The organism is Novosphingobium sp. (assembly GCF_040398825.1).
Lineage (GTDB): Bacteria > Pseudomonadota > Alphaproteobacteria > Sphingomonadales > Sphingomonadaceae > Novosphingobium.
Window position 1 is genome coordinate 18,274 of record NZ_JBBATI010000033.1, and the last position, 14,033, is coordinate 32,306.

Annotated in this window: 12 protein-coding genes; 3 read left to right on the forward strand and 9 right to left on the reverse strand. The window is 65.2% G+C overall.

Features of this window, described 5'->3' with window-relative positions; all coding sequences use genetic code 11:
- Positions 1-40: 40 nt before the first annotated feature.
- On the forward strand, positions 41-1,687 hold the full coding sequence (groL, locus tag ABWP89_RS14720) for a chaperonin GroEL (protein WP_353230212.1): 1,647 nt from the start codon (positions 41-43) through the stop codon (positions 1,685-1,687).
- Between the two features lie 107 nt (positions 1,688-1,794).
- Here groL and ABWP89_RS14725 read toward each other — a convergent pair whose 3' ends face one another.
- The 6 genes from ABWP89_RS14725 to ABWP89_RS14750 form a co-directional block, all read right to left on the reverse strand.
- A complete protein-coding gene (locus tag ABWP89_RS14725) occupies positions 1,795-2,316 on the reverse strand; it encodes a GNAT family N-acetyltransferase (protein ID WP_353230214.1) in 522 nt (173 codons plus the stop codon).
- A gap of 9 nt (positions 2,317-2,325) precedes the next feature.
- The gene (locus tag ABWP89_RS14730; RefSeq protein ID WP_353230248.1) at positions 2,326-3,582 is read right to left on the reverse strand and encodes a DUF445 domain-containing protein; all 1,257 of its coding nucleotides are present in this window, start codon (positions 3,580-3,582) and stop codon (positions 2,326-2,328) included.
- A 58-nt stretch (positions 3,583-3,640) separates the two neighbouring features.
- Positions 3,641-7,054 (reverse strand): efflux RND transporter permease subunit, encoded by a 3,414-nt coding sequence (locus ABWP89_RS14735; RefSeq protein ID WP_353230216.1) that lies wholly within the window; start codon positions 7,052-7,054, stop codon positions 3,641-3,643.
- 21 nt (positions 7,055-7,075) lie between these two features.
- A complete protein-coding gene (locus ABWP89_RS14740; RefSeq protein WP_353230217.1) occupies positions 7,076-8,371 on the reverse strand; it encodes an efflux RND transporter periplasmic adaptor subunit in 1,296 nt (431 codons plus the stop codon).
- 325 nt (positions 8,372-8,696) lie between these two features.
- Entirely contained in the window at positions 8,697-8,996 is a 300-nt protein-coding gene (gene sciP, locus ABWP89_RS14745; protein ID WP_353230218.1) for a CtrA inhibitor SciP, read from the reverse strand.
- On the reverse strand, positions 8,989-9,375 hold the full coding sequence (locus tag ABWP89_RS14750; protein ID WP_353230219.1) for a hypothetical protein: 387 nt from the start codon (positions 9,373-9,375) through the stop codon (positions 8,989-8,991). The genes sciP and ABWP89_RS14750 overlap by 8 nt, the downstream gene beginning before the upstream one ends.
- Before the next feature lie 173 nt (positions 9,376-9,548).
- Between ABWP89_RS14750 and mnmA the strand changes: the two genes are divergently transcribed.
- On the forward strand, positions 9,549-10,769 hold the full coding sequence (gene mnmA / locus ABWP89_RS14755; protein ID WP_353230220.1) for a tRNA 2-thiouridine(34) synthase MnmA: 1,221 nt from the start codon (positions 9,549-9,551) through the stop codon (positions 10,767-10,769).
- A gap of 50 nt (positions 10,770-10,819) precedes the next feature.
- On the opposite strand, the gene ABWP89_RS14760 is transcribed toward mnmA, so the two are convergent.
- Positions 10,820-11,179, reverse strand: coding sequence for a hypothetical protein (locus tag ABWP89_RS14760; protein ID WP_353230221.1), 360 nt, complete (start codon positions 11,177-11,179; stop codon positions 10,820-10,822).
- A gap of 63 nt (positions 11,180-11,242) precedes the next feature.
- Between ABWP89_RS14760 and ABWP89_RS14765 the strand changes: the two genes are divergently transcribed.
- The gene (locus ABWP89_RS14765; RefSeq protein WP_353230222.1) at positions 11,243-12,364 is read left to right on the forward strand and encodes a serine hydrolase domain-containing protein; all 1,122 of its coding nucleotides are present in this window, start codon (positions 11,243-11,245) and stop codon (positions 12,362-12,364) included.
- A gap of 38 nt (positions 12,365-12,402) precedes the next feature.
- On the opposite strand, the gene ABWP89_RS14770 is transcribed toward ABWP89_RS14765, so the two are convergent.
- Together ABWP89_RS14770 and pdxH are read right to left on the reverse strand one after the other, a co-directional pair.
- Positions 12,403-13,410, reverse strand: a complete 1,008-nt coding sequence (locus ABWP89_RS14770) for a cation diffusion facilitator family transporter (protein ID WP_353230224.1) — start codon at positions 13,408-13,410, stop codon at positions 12,403-12,405.
- 11 nt (positions 13,411-13,421) lie between these two features.
- Entirely contained in the window at positions 13,422-14,021 is a 600-nt protein-coding gene (gene pdxH, locus ABWP89_RS14775) for a pyridoxamine 5'-phosphate oxidase (RefSeq protein WP_353230226.1), read from the reverse strand.
- Positions 14,022-14,033: the final 12 nt, after the last annotated feature.

Here is a 14,033-nt window from a genome sequence, read left to right on the forward strand (position 1 = left end):
ATTTCGAACCTGTAATCCTGCATTCAAAGGACAACATACAATGGCTGCCAAGGAAGTCCGCTTTTCGCGCGACGCGCGCGAACGCATTCTCAGGGGTGTCGACATTCTCGCTGATGCGGTGAAGGTCACGCTCGGCCCCAAAGGCCGTAACGTCGTCATCGACAAAAGCTTTGGCGCACCGCGCATCACCAAGGACGGTGTGACGGTTGCCAAGGAAATCGAACTGAAGGACAAGTTCGAAAACATGGGCGCGCAGATGCTGCGCGAAGTGGCGTCAAAGGCCAACGACAAGGCCGGTGACGGCACCACCACTGCCACCGTGCTGGCGCAGGCCATCGTACGCGAAGGCATGAAGTCGGTTGCCGCCGGGATCAACCCGATGGATCTGAAGCGCGGCATCGATCTGGCCGTGCTGAAGGTTGTCGAAGACCTGAAGGCGCGTTCGACGCCAGTGTCTGGCACTGCCGAAATCGCGCAGGTCGGCATCATTTCGTCGAACGGTGACGTCGAAGTTGGCCAGAAAATCGCGGAAGCGATGGAAAAGGTCGGCAAGGAAGGCGTGATCACCGTCGAAGAAGCCAAGGGCCTGGAATTCGAACTCGACGTCGTCGAAGGCATGCAGTTCGATCGCGGCTATCTGTCGCCGTACTTCATCACCAACCCCGACAAGATGACCGTGGAGCTGGAAAATCCCTATATCCTGATCCACGAAAAGAAGCTGTCGAGCCTGCAGGCGCTGCTGCCGATTTTGGAAGCCGTGGTGCAGTCGGGCCGTCCGCTGCTGATCATCGCCGAAGACATCGAAGGCGAAGCGCTGGCCACGCTGGTGGTCAACAAGCTGCGCGGCGGTCTGAAGATCGCTGCGGTCAAGGCGCCTGGTTTTGGCGATCGTCGCAAGGCCATGCTGGGCGATATCGCCACGCTGACCGCCGGCGAAATGATCAGCGAAGACCTGGGTATCAAGCTGGAAAGCGTGACCCTGGGCATGCTGGGTCAGGCCAAGAAGATCACCATCGACAAGGACAACACCACCATCGTCGATGGCGCCGGTGCTGCTGACGAAATCAAGGCCCGCGTCGAACAGATCAAGGCCCAGATCGAAGTCACCACCAGCGACTATGACCGTGAAAAGCTGCAGGAACGTCTGGCGAAGCTCGCCGGCGGGGTTGCCGTGATCAAGGTCGGCGGCGCGTCGGAAGTCGAAGTGAAGGAAAAGAAGGATCGCGTTGATGACGCGCTCCACGCTACCCGCGCCGCTGTCGAAGAAGGCATCGTCACCGGCGGCGGTACCGCATTGCTCTATGCCACCCGCGCGCTGGCCGGTCTGACCGGGATCAACGAAGACCAGACCCGCGGCGTGGACATCGTGCGCAAGGCGATCACCGCCCCGCTGAAGCAGATCGCTGAAAACGCCGGCCATGATGGCGTTCTGGTGGCGGGCAAGCTGCTGGACCAAGCCGACGAAGGCATTGGCTTCAATGCGTCGACCGACGTCTATGAAAACCTGAAGGCTGCCGGCGTGATCGACCCGACCAAGGTCGTTCGCATCGCGCTGCAGGATGCGGCCTCGGTCGCCGGCCTGCTGATCACCACCGAAGCGGCGATCGCGGAAAAGCCCGATGACAAGGCTCCGCCTGCCATGGGCGGCGGCGGCGGCATGGGCGGCATGGGCGGCATGGACTTCTAAAGGTCCACGCTACCTGCCACACGGCACAAAAAACGGGCCGGAAGGGGAAACCTTTCCGGCCCTTTTTGTTGGCGCGATGGCGTGCATGCCCCCCGGCGATCAACCGGTCAGGGCATGCGTTGCAGCAGGATCAGGGTGACGCCGTCAAAATCCTGTTCGCGGTACGCCACAAACCCCAGCCGCGCGGCAATCGCCATTGATGCCCGATTGTCCGGTTCGATCATGCAAGCGACGCGGCGCGGGCCGTGCTGCGCATCGAACCATGCCAATGCGGCGGCGGCCGCTTCACCGGCATAGCCGCGGCCCCACACCGGTTCGGCAAAGATCCAGCCCGCTTCGGGTGTATCATCAAAATCGGCGCCAAAGCCGCGCCACGAATGAAACACCCCGCAAATTCCGACCACGTTCGGCGTGCCCGCTTCACGCACCACGAAATTGCCATAGCCATATAACGCCCAGCTGCCAGCGTTGCGGGCCAGGCGGCCAAATTCATCGGCCAGGGTCAACGGCCGGGGGCCAAGGTAGCGCCGCACAGCGTCGGGCACGACTAGCGCCGCCAACGCATGCAGATCGGCGGCGACAGGCTGCCACAGGTCAAGCCGGGCGGTGGAAACAATCGGTGCGGTCATCGCGCGTAGCTAAACGAAGCGCTCCAGCGCATGCAATGCCAAACCCACCAGTCCGCCAACAACGGTGCCATTGATGCGGATAAATTGCAGATCGCGGCCCACCGCGCTTTCGATTCGGCGCGTGACGGTGCCGGCATCCCAGCGTCGGACGGTTTCCGATACAGTGCGCACAATGTCATCGCCGTGACGGCTGGCCAGTCCGGCCAATGAACGCCGCGCAAACCGGTTGACCATGGCGCGCAAGGCCGCGTCTTCGCCCAGCGCGCGGCCAAATCCGGCCAGCCCGGTGCCCAGTTCACCCATTCCGCCAACAGCGGGCGCGCGCAACAGCGCAATCAGGCCCAGCCGGCTGCGTTCCCACAGCGCATCCAGCCAGGCGGCAAAGGCCGGGTTGCGCAAGGCATCGGCCTTCATCATCGCCACCCGCGCGCCCAGCGCCGGATCATCGACCAGATCGTGCGCCAGCCGTTCCAGCGTTTCATCAATCTTGCGCCGCAGCGGATGGCCCTGGTCCACCAGCATTTCGGCCAGCAAGGCATACAGCGCATCAAGCAGCGCGCTAGCCAGGCGGTCATCCAGCCGGGTCCACCGCATCAATGTGCTGGTGCGATCGCGAATCATCGCCCGCAGCATGTCTTCATTGGCTTCAAGCAGGGCGCCGGCACGCCGCAGCAGACTGTCGATCACCGGCAAATGCCGGCCATCGGCAATCATGCCGGCCAGCACCTGGCCCAGCAGTGGCGCAAGATCGATCCGTTCAATCTGTCGGCTGAGCAGCGCCTTGGCCGGGCGACCGATCTTGTCGGGATCGAGCGTGGCCAGAATGTCGGCCAGCAAATGCGTCACGCTGTCGCCAATGCGTGTGGTGGTGCGCCCTGGATTGGCAAGATAGCCACCGATCAGGCTGGCGACGTCCAGCCGGTGCAACCGCCGCGCCACGACCTGGTGGGTAAGGAAATTGGCGCGCAGAAATCCGGCCATGCTGTCGGCGATGCGGTCCTTGTTGGCCGGGATGATCGCGGTATGCGGGATGGGCAGGCCCAGCGGACGGCGAAACAGCGCGGTCACCGCAAACCAGTCGGCCAGCCCGCCCACCATCGCCGCCTCGGCAAAGGCGGCGGCATAGCCCAGCGCCGGGTGTCGGTCGGCAAAGTGGCGCGCGCAGACGAATGCCACTGCCATCACCACCAGCAGCGCGGTCGCCAGCAGCCGCAGACGGCGGCCGGGGTCGGCAGGAAACAGCGGTACCGGACGGCGCCGGTGCATGCGCCGGGGCGCGGTCACCTGTCCGGGTTCATCTGGCGCAAGTTGATGCAGCGCAGGGTCATTCCGCCGGATGCAGCCGGGGCGGCATGGCCGCAGCGCTGCCGTCGGCATCCCCGGTCGACAACAAACGGCGCGCCAGCCAGGGGCCCAGCCGCTTTTCCAGCCCGTCGGCCAGGCTGAACCCGGCCGGCACGATCAGCAGCGTCAGCAGCGTCGACAGTGTCAGCCCGCCGATCACCACGATGCCCATTGGCGCGCGCCAGCCACCATCGCCGCCCAGCGACAGCGCGGTCGGGATCATGCCCGCGACCATCGCCACCGTGGTCATCACGATCGGCTGTGCGCGTTTGTGCCCGGCGTCAACAATCGCATCGTTGCGCGATTGCCCGGCCGCCATTTCGACCAGCGCAAAATCGATCAGCAGGATCGAGTTTTTGGCGACGATGCCAAACAGCATCAGCATGCCGATAAACACCGGCAGCGAGATCGGGTTGCCGGTCAGCACCAGCAGGATCAGCCCGCCCTGCGGCGCCAGAAACAGCGATCCCATGTTGACCAGCGGGGAAATGAAGCGGTGGTACAGCAGCACCAGCACCGAAAACACCAGCAGGATGCCGGCACCCAGCGCGACCCCGAAATTTTTCATCAGCTCGACCTGAAAACGGTCCTCTCCGGCAGCGGTGTTCGACACGCCATCGGGCAGGTTGAGCATGATCGGCAGGCGCGCAATCGCCTCGGTCGCGGCGCCCTTTTGCACACCTGGCGGAAGGTCGGCGCCCACGAACACCCGCCGGCTTTGGTTGTAGCGCTGGATCGAGGTCGGCCCGGACCCGAAACCAATGGTGGCGACGCGCGACAGCGGCACAGAATCGCCGCTTATCGTCGGCACCGGCAGATTTTCCAGCGTGGTCATGTCGCGCCGCGATTGCACCGGCAGCTTCACCCGGATCGGCACCTGGCGGTCGGACAGCGAAAATTTTGCGCTGTTCATGTTGATTTCGCCCTGCGTGGCGATGCGCACCACCTGGCTCAGCGTCTGGGTGGTGATGCCCAGCGACGCGGCCAGATCGAAATGCGGGGTGATCACGATTTCCGGCCGGCGCAGATCGGCGCTGATGCGCGGCGCCACAATCTGGCGCAGACCGCTCATCTGGCCAACCAGCGTCTGGGCGGTACGTTGCAGCAATTCGGGGTCAGACCCCGACAGCATCACGCTGACCGCGCGACCGGTTCCGCTGCTGGGCCCGGCCTGGTTCTGGTTGGCAAAGCTGACCCGCGCATCGGCGACCTTTTGCAGCACCGGGGTCATGTCGCGTTCAAAGCGGATTGATGTGCGTTTGCGGTTGGGGCGCAGCTGGATATAGATTTCGGCGCTGCCTTCGCGGATGCTTTCCAGCGCGATGCCCACTTCCTGCTGATGTTCGATCAGCGCCAGCACCTCGTCGGTCTTGGCCTCGGTCTGCCGGATGGTGGTGCCGGGCACCATTTCGATCGAAATCTGGCTTTCGTTGAGATTCGTGTCGGGAAAGAATTGTGTGGGCAGTGCCGCCATCAGCACGAATGTCAGCACCAGCGCGCCCAGGCCGATGCCCATCATCCACAACCGGTGATCGACCAGCCGCGCACGCACCCGCAGGCGGATCCAGTTGAACCATGCCGCCAGCGGCCCGCCGCCCATCCGCGCCAGCACACTGCCGATCACGGTCACCAGTGCGGCGCCGATCGTGCCACAGGCAATCGCGGCAACCGGCGCCACCACGCCCGGCAGCGACAGCAACGTCAAAGGCTGGTAAACTGCCGAAAACCCGGCCGCAAACGCACCCAGCGCGGCAAAGACGATCGCGGTTGGCACCAGCGGATACCACCAGGAACCCGGCTGCGCGATCAGGCCCACCCGGCGCGCAGCGGCCTTGCTGGTGTCGAGCGACCAGTGCAGCACGCGCATATAGCGGTCCATCCAGACGCCGCCGCCATGTTCCTCTTCGCCATGCGAGGTCAGGAAATAGGCCGCGACCATCGGCGTGATCATGCGTGCGACCAGCAGCGAAAACAGCACCGCGACCACCACGGTCAGGCCGAAATTTTTGAAAAACTGCCCCGAAACGCCGGGCATCAGCGCCACCGGCAGGAACACCGCGACAATCGAAAAGGTTGTCGCGACCACTGCCAGCCCGATTTCGTCGGCAGCGTCGATCGCCGCCTGATACGGTGTCTTGCCCATACGGATATGTCGCACGATGTTTTCGATTTCCACGATCGCATCGTCAACCAGCACGCCCGCGACCAGCCCCAGCGCCAGCAGCGACATGGTGTTGAGCGTAAACCCCATCAGGCTCATCACCCAAAAGGTCGGGATCGATGACAGCGGGATGGCGATCGCCGAAACGATCGTCGATCGCCAGTCACGCAGGAAAAAGAACACCACGATCACCGCCAGCACCGCGCCTTCGACCATCGATGACATCGACGTGTGATACTGGTCGCGGGTATAACTGACCGAATTGAAAAGGTTTTTGAAATGGATGCGGCCGCCCTGTTCCTTTTCGATCTTTGCCAGTTCATCGGCTGTGCCGTCATAGACCGACACGTCGGATTCGGCGCGCGCGCGGGCGATGCTGAAGGTGACCACCGGCTTGCCGCGGAACTTGGCGATCGAGGTCACTTCGCTGAAACTGTCGCGCACATCGGCGACATCGGCCAGCCGCACGGTGTGCCCCGCCGCCAGGCCGACCTCGATCTGCGACAGATCGAACGCGGTTTTCGAATTGCCCAGCACGCGCACGGCCTGGCGTGATCCGGCCACTTCGGCCTTGCCCCCGGCGGCGTTGATGTTGACCGCCCGCAGCGCGGCGTTGACCTGGGTGGCGGTAATGCCCTGCCCCATCATCCGCGCCGGATCGAGCGTGACGGTGATTTCGCGATCGACCCCGCCGTACCGCTTTACCTCGGCCATGCCGGGCACGCCCAGCAACCGCTTGGTGACGGTGTCATCGATGTACCATGACAGCTGTTCCATGGTCATGTCATCGGCCGAGACCGCGAAATAGGCGATCGGTTCGGACGAGGTTTCGGCCTTGAACACTTGCGGTTCCAGAATGCCTTCGGGCAATTCACCGCGCACCCGGTCAACCGCGTTCTTCACCTCGTTGACCGCCGCGTTGATGTCGTGGCCGATCTTGAACTGGACCTGGGTGGTGGCCTGCCCTTCTTCGGTGGTGGAGGTCAGGGTATCCACCCCGGCGATCGTGCGGATGCTCGATTCAACCTTCTGGGTGATCTGGTTTTCGATTTCGGTCGGCGCGGCGCCCGGTTGCGTGATCGATACGATCACCATCGGAAATTCGATATCCGGCGTGTTCTGCACCTTCATCAGCATGAACGCGACCACGCCGCAGATGCTCAGGCCCAGAAACAGGACGATCGGCACCACCGGGTTCTGAATCGACCAGGCGGACAAGTTGCGGAAATTCATGGGCGCGTGCCTAGCAAATGTTCAGGGCGCAGCGGGTGCGGCTGTTGCCGGCGCGCTATGATCAACCTGTGGGCGCACTTTGTCACCGGGGTTGAGGAAACCGCCCGCGCGCAGCACGATATGTTCGGTGCCGGACAATCCCTGGCGCACGGTGATTCCACTGGCGGTCACATCGCCGGTGACGACGGTGCGGCGTTCGACCGTGTTGGCCGCGGTCACCACGTAGACAAACGGCCCGGTGGCATCCGACAGCACCGCCGATTCGGGCAGGACCGGCGCAGTGGTCGTGCCCGATTGCAAGGTGGCCGTGGCAAACCCGCCGGGACGCAGCGCGGCATCATAAGGCAGCACGATGCGCGCCGCGCCCTGCCGCGATGTGGTGTCGATGGTCGGCGCCAGTTGCCAGATATGCCCGGTAAAATGCCGGGTCGTGCCCACCGGCATGACATCGGCGGGGTCACCCACCGCCAGCCGCGCCAGATTGCTTTCCGACAGTTTCGCCTGCATTTCCAGTTCACCATCGCGCGCGATGCGGAACAACACGCCACTGCCGGAACTGACGATCTGGCCGGGTTCGACCTGGCGGGTCAGCACCAGGCCGGCCGCCGGTGCCACCACATTCAGCCGCGCGGCGCTGGCACGCAGCTGCGCCAACGTGGCGCGCGCCACGCGCACTTGCGCCATTGCGCCATCACGCGTGGCGGTTAGAGAATCGATGTCGGCCCGCGAAATGAACCCGTTGGCGACCAGTTTTAGCGATCGGTCGAGCTTGCTTTGCGCCAGTCGGGCATTGGCCTGCTGCACTTCGACCGTGGCCGCTGCGCTGGCGATTTCCTCGGCCTGGACCGACCGGTCGATCACCGCCAGCACCTGGCCCTGGTTGACCCAGCTGCCCGCATCGACCAGCACCTGCACCACGCGGCCGCCTTCGCCGGCGACACCCACGGGCAGGTCGCGACGCGCGGCCAGCACACCGCTGGCCGTGACCGTACCCTGCACGGTGGCGCGGCCCGGGACGATCACCGTCACGGTCTGGGCGCCGCTGTCGGCCGCGGGCGCCGCAACCGGAAACAGCGTGCGCTGAATGGCATACCACCCGCCCAGCAGCGCCAGCACGGCCAGCGCCACCAGCACCATCAAGCGGCGCGAAACGCCCGCCGGTTGCGGATCATCACCGCGGGCCGGGCTGCCGTGTTCGTCAGCGTGCGCGGGCGTCATCGGCACCTGGTCCTTGACCAGCGGACCCGACAGCGAATGCGCCAGCGAACTGGTGCTGGCGTCTGCTGCGGTCCCGGTGGCCGCTGCCCTGCTGGTCATCGTGTCCAAAATTCACCCTCATTCACACAACCGTATCGGCCCACCGTCGGCAAGTCTGGTCGCCGGCAGCCATGACGCGTGCAGCGCACCATACTGCAAAGGCGGCGCGCTGGCCATGCACGGCGGTAGCAAACCCCCAAGGGCAATAGTGATTCAACCGACAAGTGGCAATTTGGCGTCTACCAACGACGTTTGATGGCGCTGTGCGGGCACCCGAATGACCGATGCCCGCCCCGCAAAAACGAAGGGGCCGCCTGTCACTGACGACAGACGGCCCCGGTGCGCGCTGTTCCCATGCCGGCGGTGCGCCGGCCGAACCGCAAATTCAATACTTTTGCTGGCGCTCGTACAGGTCGCGGTAGTGCTGAATGCGCGTAACGCGCAGGCCCTGCATCCCCGAACGGTCGACCGCACGCTGCCATGACGCGAATTCCTCCAGCGTCAGGTTATAGCGTTCGCACACTTCATCGATCGACAGCAGCCCGCCGTTGACCGCCGCGACCACTTCGGCCTTGCGCCGGACGACCCAGCGAGTCGTGCTGGGGGGCGGCAAACTGTCTATCGTCAGTGGTTCACCCAAGGGACCGATAACCTGGGCTGGCCTGATTTTCTCGTTTTCAATCATGGCTGTTCTCGTCAGCTTGGCGGATCTGGCGTGGTATCAGCGAGATTTCGCTGGCGAGGGACGTTGTGGACTGATTGCCTTTTCCAGAGGCTGAAGAGGTTGAGTTAACGAAACCCTGCGCTCCTCCGCCCGGTTCTGGCCCGCCCGGTTCTGGTAAGCCGCGTGTGGTATCGGCGCGTTCCAGCATGCTGGCCGCGGAATCGTGAAAACTGCCCGACAACGCGCCCTGCATGCGGCCAGCCAGGTGGGCCAGTCCGGCCTGGTCGCGCCGCAGGTCCTGCGCTGCCACCAGCCGCGCGCACAATTCGCTCCAGCCCAGCGGTCGCAACCCCGGCGCGCAGTCAGTCGCGCTTTGTGCGCGGGAATCGGAAAGACCCATGTCCATAAGGGCCTCATAGACCGCAGGGGGATAAGGGACCGTAAAAGCCGCTTTTACTTGTGGTTAGGCATAATTAAGAGGATGCAATGTCTTGAGCGGGGCTGACCCCGCCCCGGCGCGCCTGAATCCCGGGTGCCATGGCATAGTGCGCCAATTTGGCCTATGGGGCGGCAATGCCTGCCCAACCCGCCCCGTTCCCCGCCGATCTGGCGCTTGATCCCAGCTTCGATCCGGCCAGTCTGTTTGACCTGCCACGCCCTGCGCCGGAATGCCGGATCGTGGTGGCGATGTCGGGCGGGGTCGACAGTTCGGTGGTGGCCGCGCTCGCCGCCGCCAGCGGGGCAGAGGTGATCGGCATCACGCTGCAACTGTATGACCATGGCGCCGCGACCGGGCGCAAGGGTGCGTGCTGTGCCGGTGACGATATCCGCGATGCGCGCGCTGTGGCCGACCGGCTGGGCTTTGCCCATTACGTGTTCGACCATGCTTCTGATTTTCGTACCTCGGTGGTCGACCGCTTTGCCGATGATTACCTGGCCGGGCGCACCCCGATTCCGTGCATCCGCTGCAACATGGGCCCCAAATTCACCGATCTGCTGCACATGGCGCGCGATCTGGGGGCGGATTGCCTGGCCACCGGGCATTATGTCCGCCGCGTGGCCGATGACACCGGGGATAAGGGCGGCATCGCGCTGTGCCGCGCGATCGACCCGGCGCGTGACCAGTCCTATTTCCTGTATGGCACGACCGATGAACAGCTGGCCTATTTGCGGTTTCCGCTGGGCGGCCTGCCCAAACCGGCGGTGCGCGCGATGGCCCGCAGCATGGGGCTGGGCGTGGCGGCCAAGCCCGACAGCCAGGACATCTGTTTCGTGCCCGATGGCGATTATGCCCGCGTGGTGGCCGCGATCCGCCCCGAAGGGCTGCACACCGGCGACATTGTCCATGCCATGACCGGCGATGTGCTGGGCACCCATCGCGGTATCATCCATTACACCGTGGGACAGCGGCGCGGGCTGGAAATCGGCGGGCAGGCCGAACCGTTGTACGTGATCGCCCTGGATGCAGAAACGCGCCGCGTGCTGGTCGGCCCGCGCGCGATGCTGGCCGTGGCGCGTGCGCACCTGGTGGATACCAACCGAATCGGCGTATTGCCCGATTTGTCCCATCCCGATTTTTCTGGCCCCGATGCCGTGCCGCTGACCGCCAAAGTGCGATCGCTGGCCAAACCCGTGCCGGTCACGCTGGAAGGCGGTCTGGGTGACGGCGCGGCGACCACAATCCGCTTTCACAGCCCCGAATATGGCGTTGCCCCCGGGCAGGCGGCGGTGCTTTATGCCGGCGACCGGGTGGTCGGCGGCGGCTGGATCGACAGCACCGAAGCCGCGATCTGATTGGGTTGGGCGCGGGGCGGGAGGTTTGACCGCACGTCTATGCAGACAAATCAGTGCCCACCCGTCCATGGCTGCAACTGGCACCCCCAGCCATCGCGATAGGTCGCGCTTTGCCCGGCCAGCAATGGATAGCGCGCGGTTACCGTGCGGGTCGCCGGGTCATCGCTCAGCATGACCCAGCCGACCGCGCCCTCCATATCCTTTTGGCAATCGGCCAGGCCGCGCCCGCCGATATAGCGGCAGGCGCACGCAACCCGCGCGCCATACGCTGCGCCCGTGCGCGAATATCGCTGCACCGGCGCCCACACCCAGGCCAGGCCCGCCACGGCCGCCAGCCCGGCCACCAGCAAGACCCAGCGCCAGCGGCGACGCGGCTGGCCGGTGGCCCCGCGCGGCATGGCAGGCGTCAAAGTTTGGTGCTGATCGGTGTTTGGCATTGCCCGCTGGATCGAACTTGGTGAAGGGTCATCGCGATGATTCTCGACCGGCTATGCCTTATCGCCCCGCTTGCGCTGGTACCAGCGCTGATCGCCTGCCACCAGGCGGCCCCAGTGCCGGTTCCGCTGAACCCGGCGGCGCTGGCCGCGGTCCGCGCCGATCCCGGCCCGGTCAGCCGCGAAGACCTGGCCGCGCGCATCGATGCGCTGTTTACCGCGCCTGCCGCCGGCGAAACCCGCGCGGTCATGGTGTGGCTGGATGGCAAGCCGATCGCCGAACGCTATGCCCCGGGATACGACCGCCAGACCCGGTTCATCAGCTGGTCGATGGCCAAATCGATCACCGGTGTGTTGATCGGCATGCTGGTATCCGACGGGCGGCTGCGGCTGGATGATTCGGTGCCGATCCCGCTGTGGCAGCGGCCCGGCGACCCGCGCGGCGAAATCACCCTGCGCCAGCTGTTGCAGATGCGATCGGGGCTGCGGCATGTGGAGGCGGGCAGTCCGCCGTATCAGTCCGATGAAGTGCGGATGCTGTTCCTCGACGGGCGCGACGATATGGCCCGCTACGCCGAAAGCCAGCCGTTGCAATATGACGCCGGCAGCACATGGGTCTATTCCACCAACACCACCGTCATTCTGGCCGACCTGGCCGCGCGCGTGCTGGCACCCGGCGCCAATCCCGACATGCGCCGGCGCGCGGTGCTGGATTATCTGCACAGCCGGCTGTTCGATCCGGTCGGCATGCGGTCGGCAGTGCCCGAATTCGATGCCGCCGGCACCATGGTGGGGGGCAGCACGATCCACGCCACCGCGCACGACTGGGCCCTGTTCGGCGAATTTCTGCGGCATCGCGGCGCCGCTGGCGGGGTGCAACTGGTGCCGCGCCAGTGGATCGATTTCATGACCACGCCATCCCCGCGCGAATCGCAATATGGCGCACAGATCTGGCTGAACCGCCGCGCCACCACGGGCACGCCATCGCTGTTTCCCGCGCGCGGCCCGGCCGACCTGTTTGCCTGCGAAGGCCACCTTGGCCAATATGTGCTGGTATCGCCATCGCGGCATCTGGTGGTGGTGCGGCTGGGCATGAGCGATGAGCAGCACCTGGACGAGGTGACATCGCGGCTGGGTGATATCGTCGCGTTATTTCGCTGATCTGGTCGCGCAAAGCGCGACGTCAGTGCAGATCAGACTCACACCCGGACTGGCGCGCCCTGGGCCAGCAGCGCCGGGCTTTCATCGCCGCCGGTGCCCAGCAGGTCCTGCCCGGCGACCGGGTCTTCATCGATCAGCCCTTCGGGATCGGGGTGGATCAGGAATTCGGTGCCGGGAAATTCGGCCGCCAGCGCGGCTTCGATCTCGTCCATCACATGGTGCGCCTCGGTCACGGACATCGATCCGTCAACCCACACGTGAAACTGCACGAAATCGCGGTTGCCGCTGGTGCGCGTGCGCAAATCGTGAATGCCTTTCAGCGCGGGGTGGCGCGCCGCCACCGCCAGAAAGCGTTCGCGTTCGGCAATCGGCCATTCGTGGTCCATCAGCTGTTCGATCGCCGCCTGCGATGCGCCCCACGCGCCCCAGCCCAGCCACGCGGCGATGCCCAGCGCAAACACCGCGTCCGCCTTGGGCACATGGCCCCAGTGATCGAGCGCCAGCGCCACGATCACCGCCAGATTGAGCACCAGATCGGCGCGATAATGCACATGGTCGGTGGCGATCGCCAGGCTGCCGGTGCGCCCGATCACGTGGCGCTGATAGGCGACCAGCGCCAGCGTGGCCGCGATCGCCAGCACCGACACCGCGATCCCGGCATCTGGTTCACCGACGCTGTCGTTGCCGAACAGTTCGGCAATCGCGCGAATGGCCAGGCCCACCGCCGACAGCGAGATCAGCACGACCTGGAACATCGCCGCCAGCGCCTCGGCCTTGCCATGGCCAAAGCGGTGGTTGTCATCATCGGGAATCGCGGCGATCCATACCCCCAGCAGCGTGGCCAGGCTGGCAACCAGATCGAGCGTGGTGTCGGCCAGGCTGCCCAGCATGGCCAGCGATCCGGTGGAAACCACGGCCCACGCCTTTAGCCCGAACAGCAGCGTGGCCACCGCGATCGACGCAAGCGCCGCGCGACGGTTCAGCGGCCCGTGGTGGTGACCATGCGGCACGGGCGGGGGCACAGGGCTGGAAACGGACAGGGTCATGACGGTTCTGTTTACGGGTAGAGCAGCGTGCTGGTCCAGCCATGACTGTCGCCATCGCGCACAAACCTGCGCCGTTCATGCAGGCGATAATCGCGGTCCTGCCAGAATTCGATGCGCAACGGCGTGACGCGATAGCCGGACCAATGCGCCGGGCGCGGCACATTGCCATCCGGGTATGTTTCGCGCAGCGCCGCCACCCGATCGAGATAGACCTGGCGGTCGGGCAGCGGGCGCGATTGGTCGGATGCGGCCGAACCCAACCGCGATTCGGGGTGCCGGCTGGCAAAATAGGCATCGGCCTCGGCCGCGGTGACCTCAGCAATCGGCCCTTCGATGCGGATCTGCCGGCGCAGCGATTTCCAGTGGAACAGCAGCGCGACATGGCCGTTGGCCGCCAGTTCGCCGCCCTTGCGGCTGTGGAAATTGGTATAGAACACAAAACCGTCGCGCCCGTGCCCCTTCAACAGCACCATGCGCACCGATGGCCGCCCGTCGGGGGTGGCCGTGGCCAATGCCATGGCGTTGGGATCGTTGGGCTCCGCCGCCTGCGCTTCGGCAAACCAGGCGTCGAACAGCGCAAACGGGTCGTGCGCGGGAATGGTATCGGACATGGCGGGCGGGGT

Excerpts from the sequence above, each read along its gene's own strand:
- groL (WP_353230212.1), top strand. The coding sequence starts at position 41 with ATGGCTGCCAAGGAAGTCCGCTTTTCGCGCGACGCGCGCGAACGCATT.
- ABWP89_RS14725 (WP_353230214.1), bottom strand. The coding sequence starts at position 2,316 with ATGACCGCACCGATTGTTTCCACCGCCCGGCTTGACCTGTGGCAGCCT.
- ABWP89_RS14730 (WP_353230248.1), bottom strand. The coding sequence starts at position 3,582 with ATGCACCGGCGCCGTCCGGTACCGCTGTTTCCTGCCGACCCCGGCCGC.
- ABWP89_RS14735 (WP_353230216.1), bottom strand. The coding sequence starts at position 7,054 with ATGAATTTCCGCAACTTGTCCGCCTGGTCGATTCAGAACCCGGTGGTG.
- ABWP89_RS14740 (WP_353230217.1), bottom strand. The coding sequence starts at position 8,371 with ATGACCAGCAGGGCAGCGGCCACCGGGACCGCAGCAGACGCCAGCACC.
- sciP (WP_353230218.1), bottom strand. The coding sequence starts at position 8,996 with ATGATTGAAAACGAGAAAATCAGGCCAGCCCAGGTTATCGGTCCCTTG.
- ABWP89_RS14750 (WP_353230219.1), bottom strand. The coding sequence starts at position 9,375 with ATGGGTCTTTCCGATTCCCGCGCACAAAGCGCGACTGACTGCGCGCCG.
- mnmA (WP_353230220.1), top strand. The coding sequence starts at position 9,549 with ATGCCTGCCCAACCCGCCCCGTTCCCCGCCGATCTGGCGCTTGATCCC.
- ABWP89_RS14765 (WP_353230222.1), top strand. The coding sequence starts at position 11,243 with ATGATTCTCGACCGGCTATGCCTTATCGCCCCGCTTGCGCTGGTACCA.
- ABWP89_RS14770 (WP_353230224.1), bottom strand. The coding sequence starts at position 13,410 with ATGACCCTGTCCGTTTCCAGCCCTGTGCCCCCGCCCGTGCCGCATGGT.
- pdxH (WP_353230226.1), bottom strand. The coding sequence starts at position 14,021 with ATGTCCGATACCATTCCCGCGCACGACCCGTTTGCGCTGTTCGACGCC.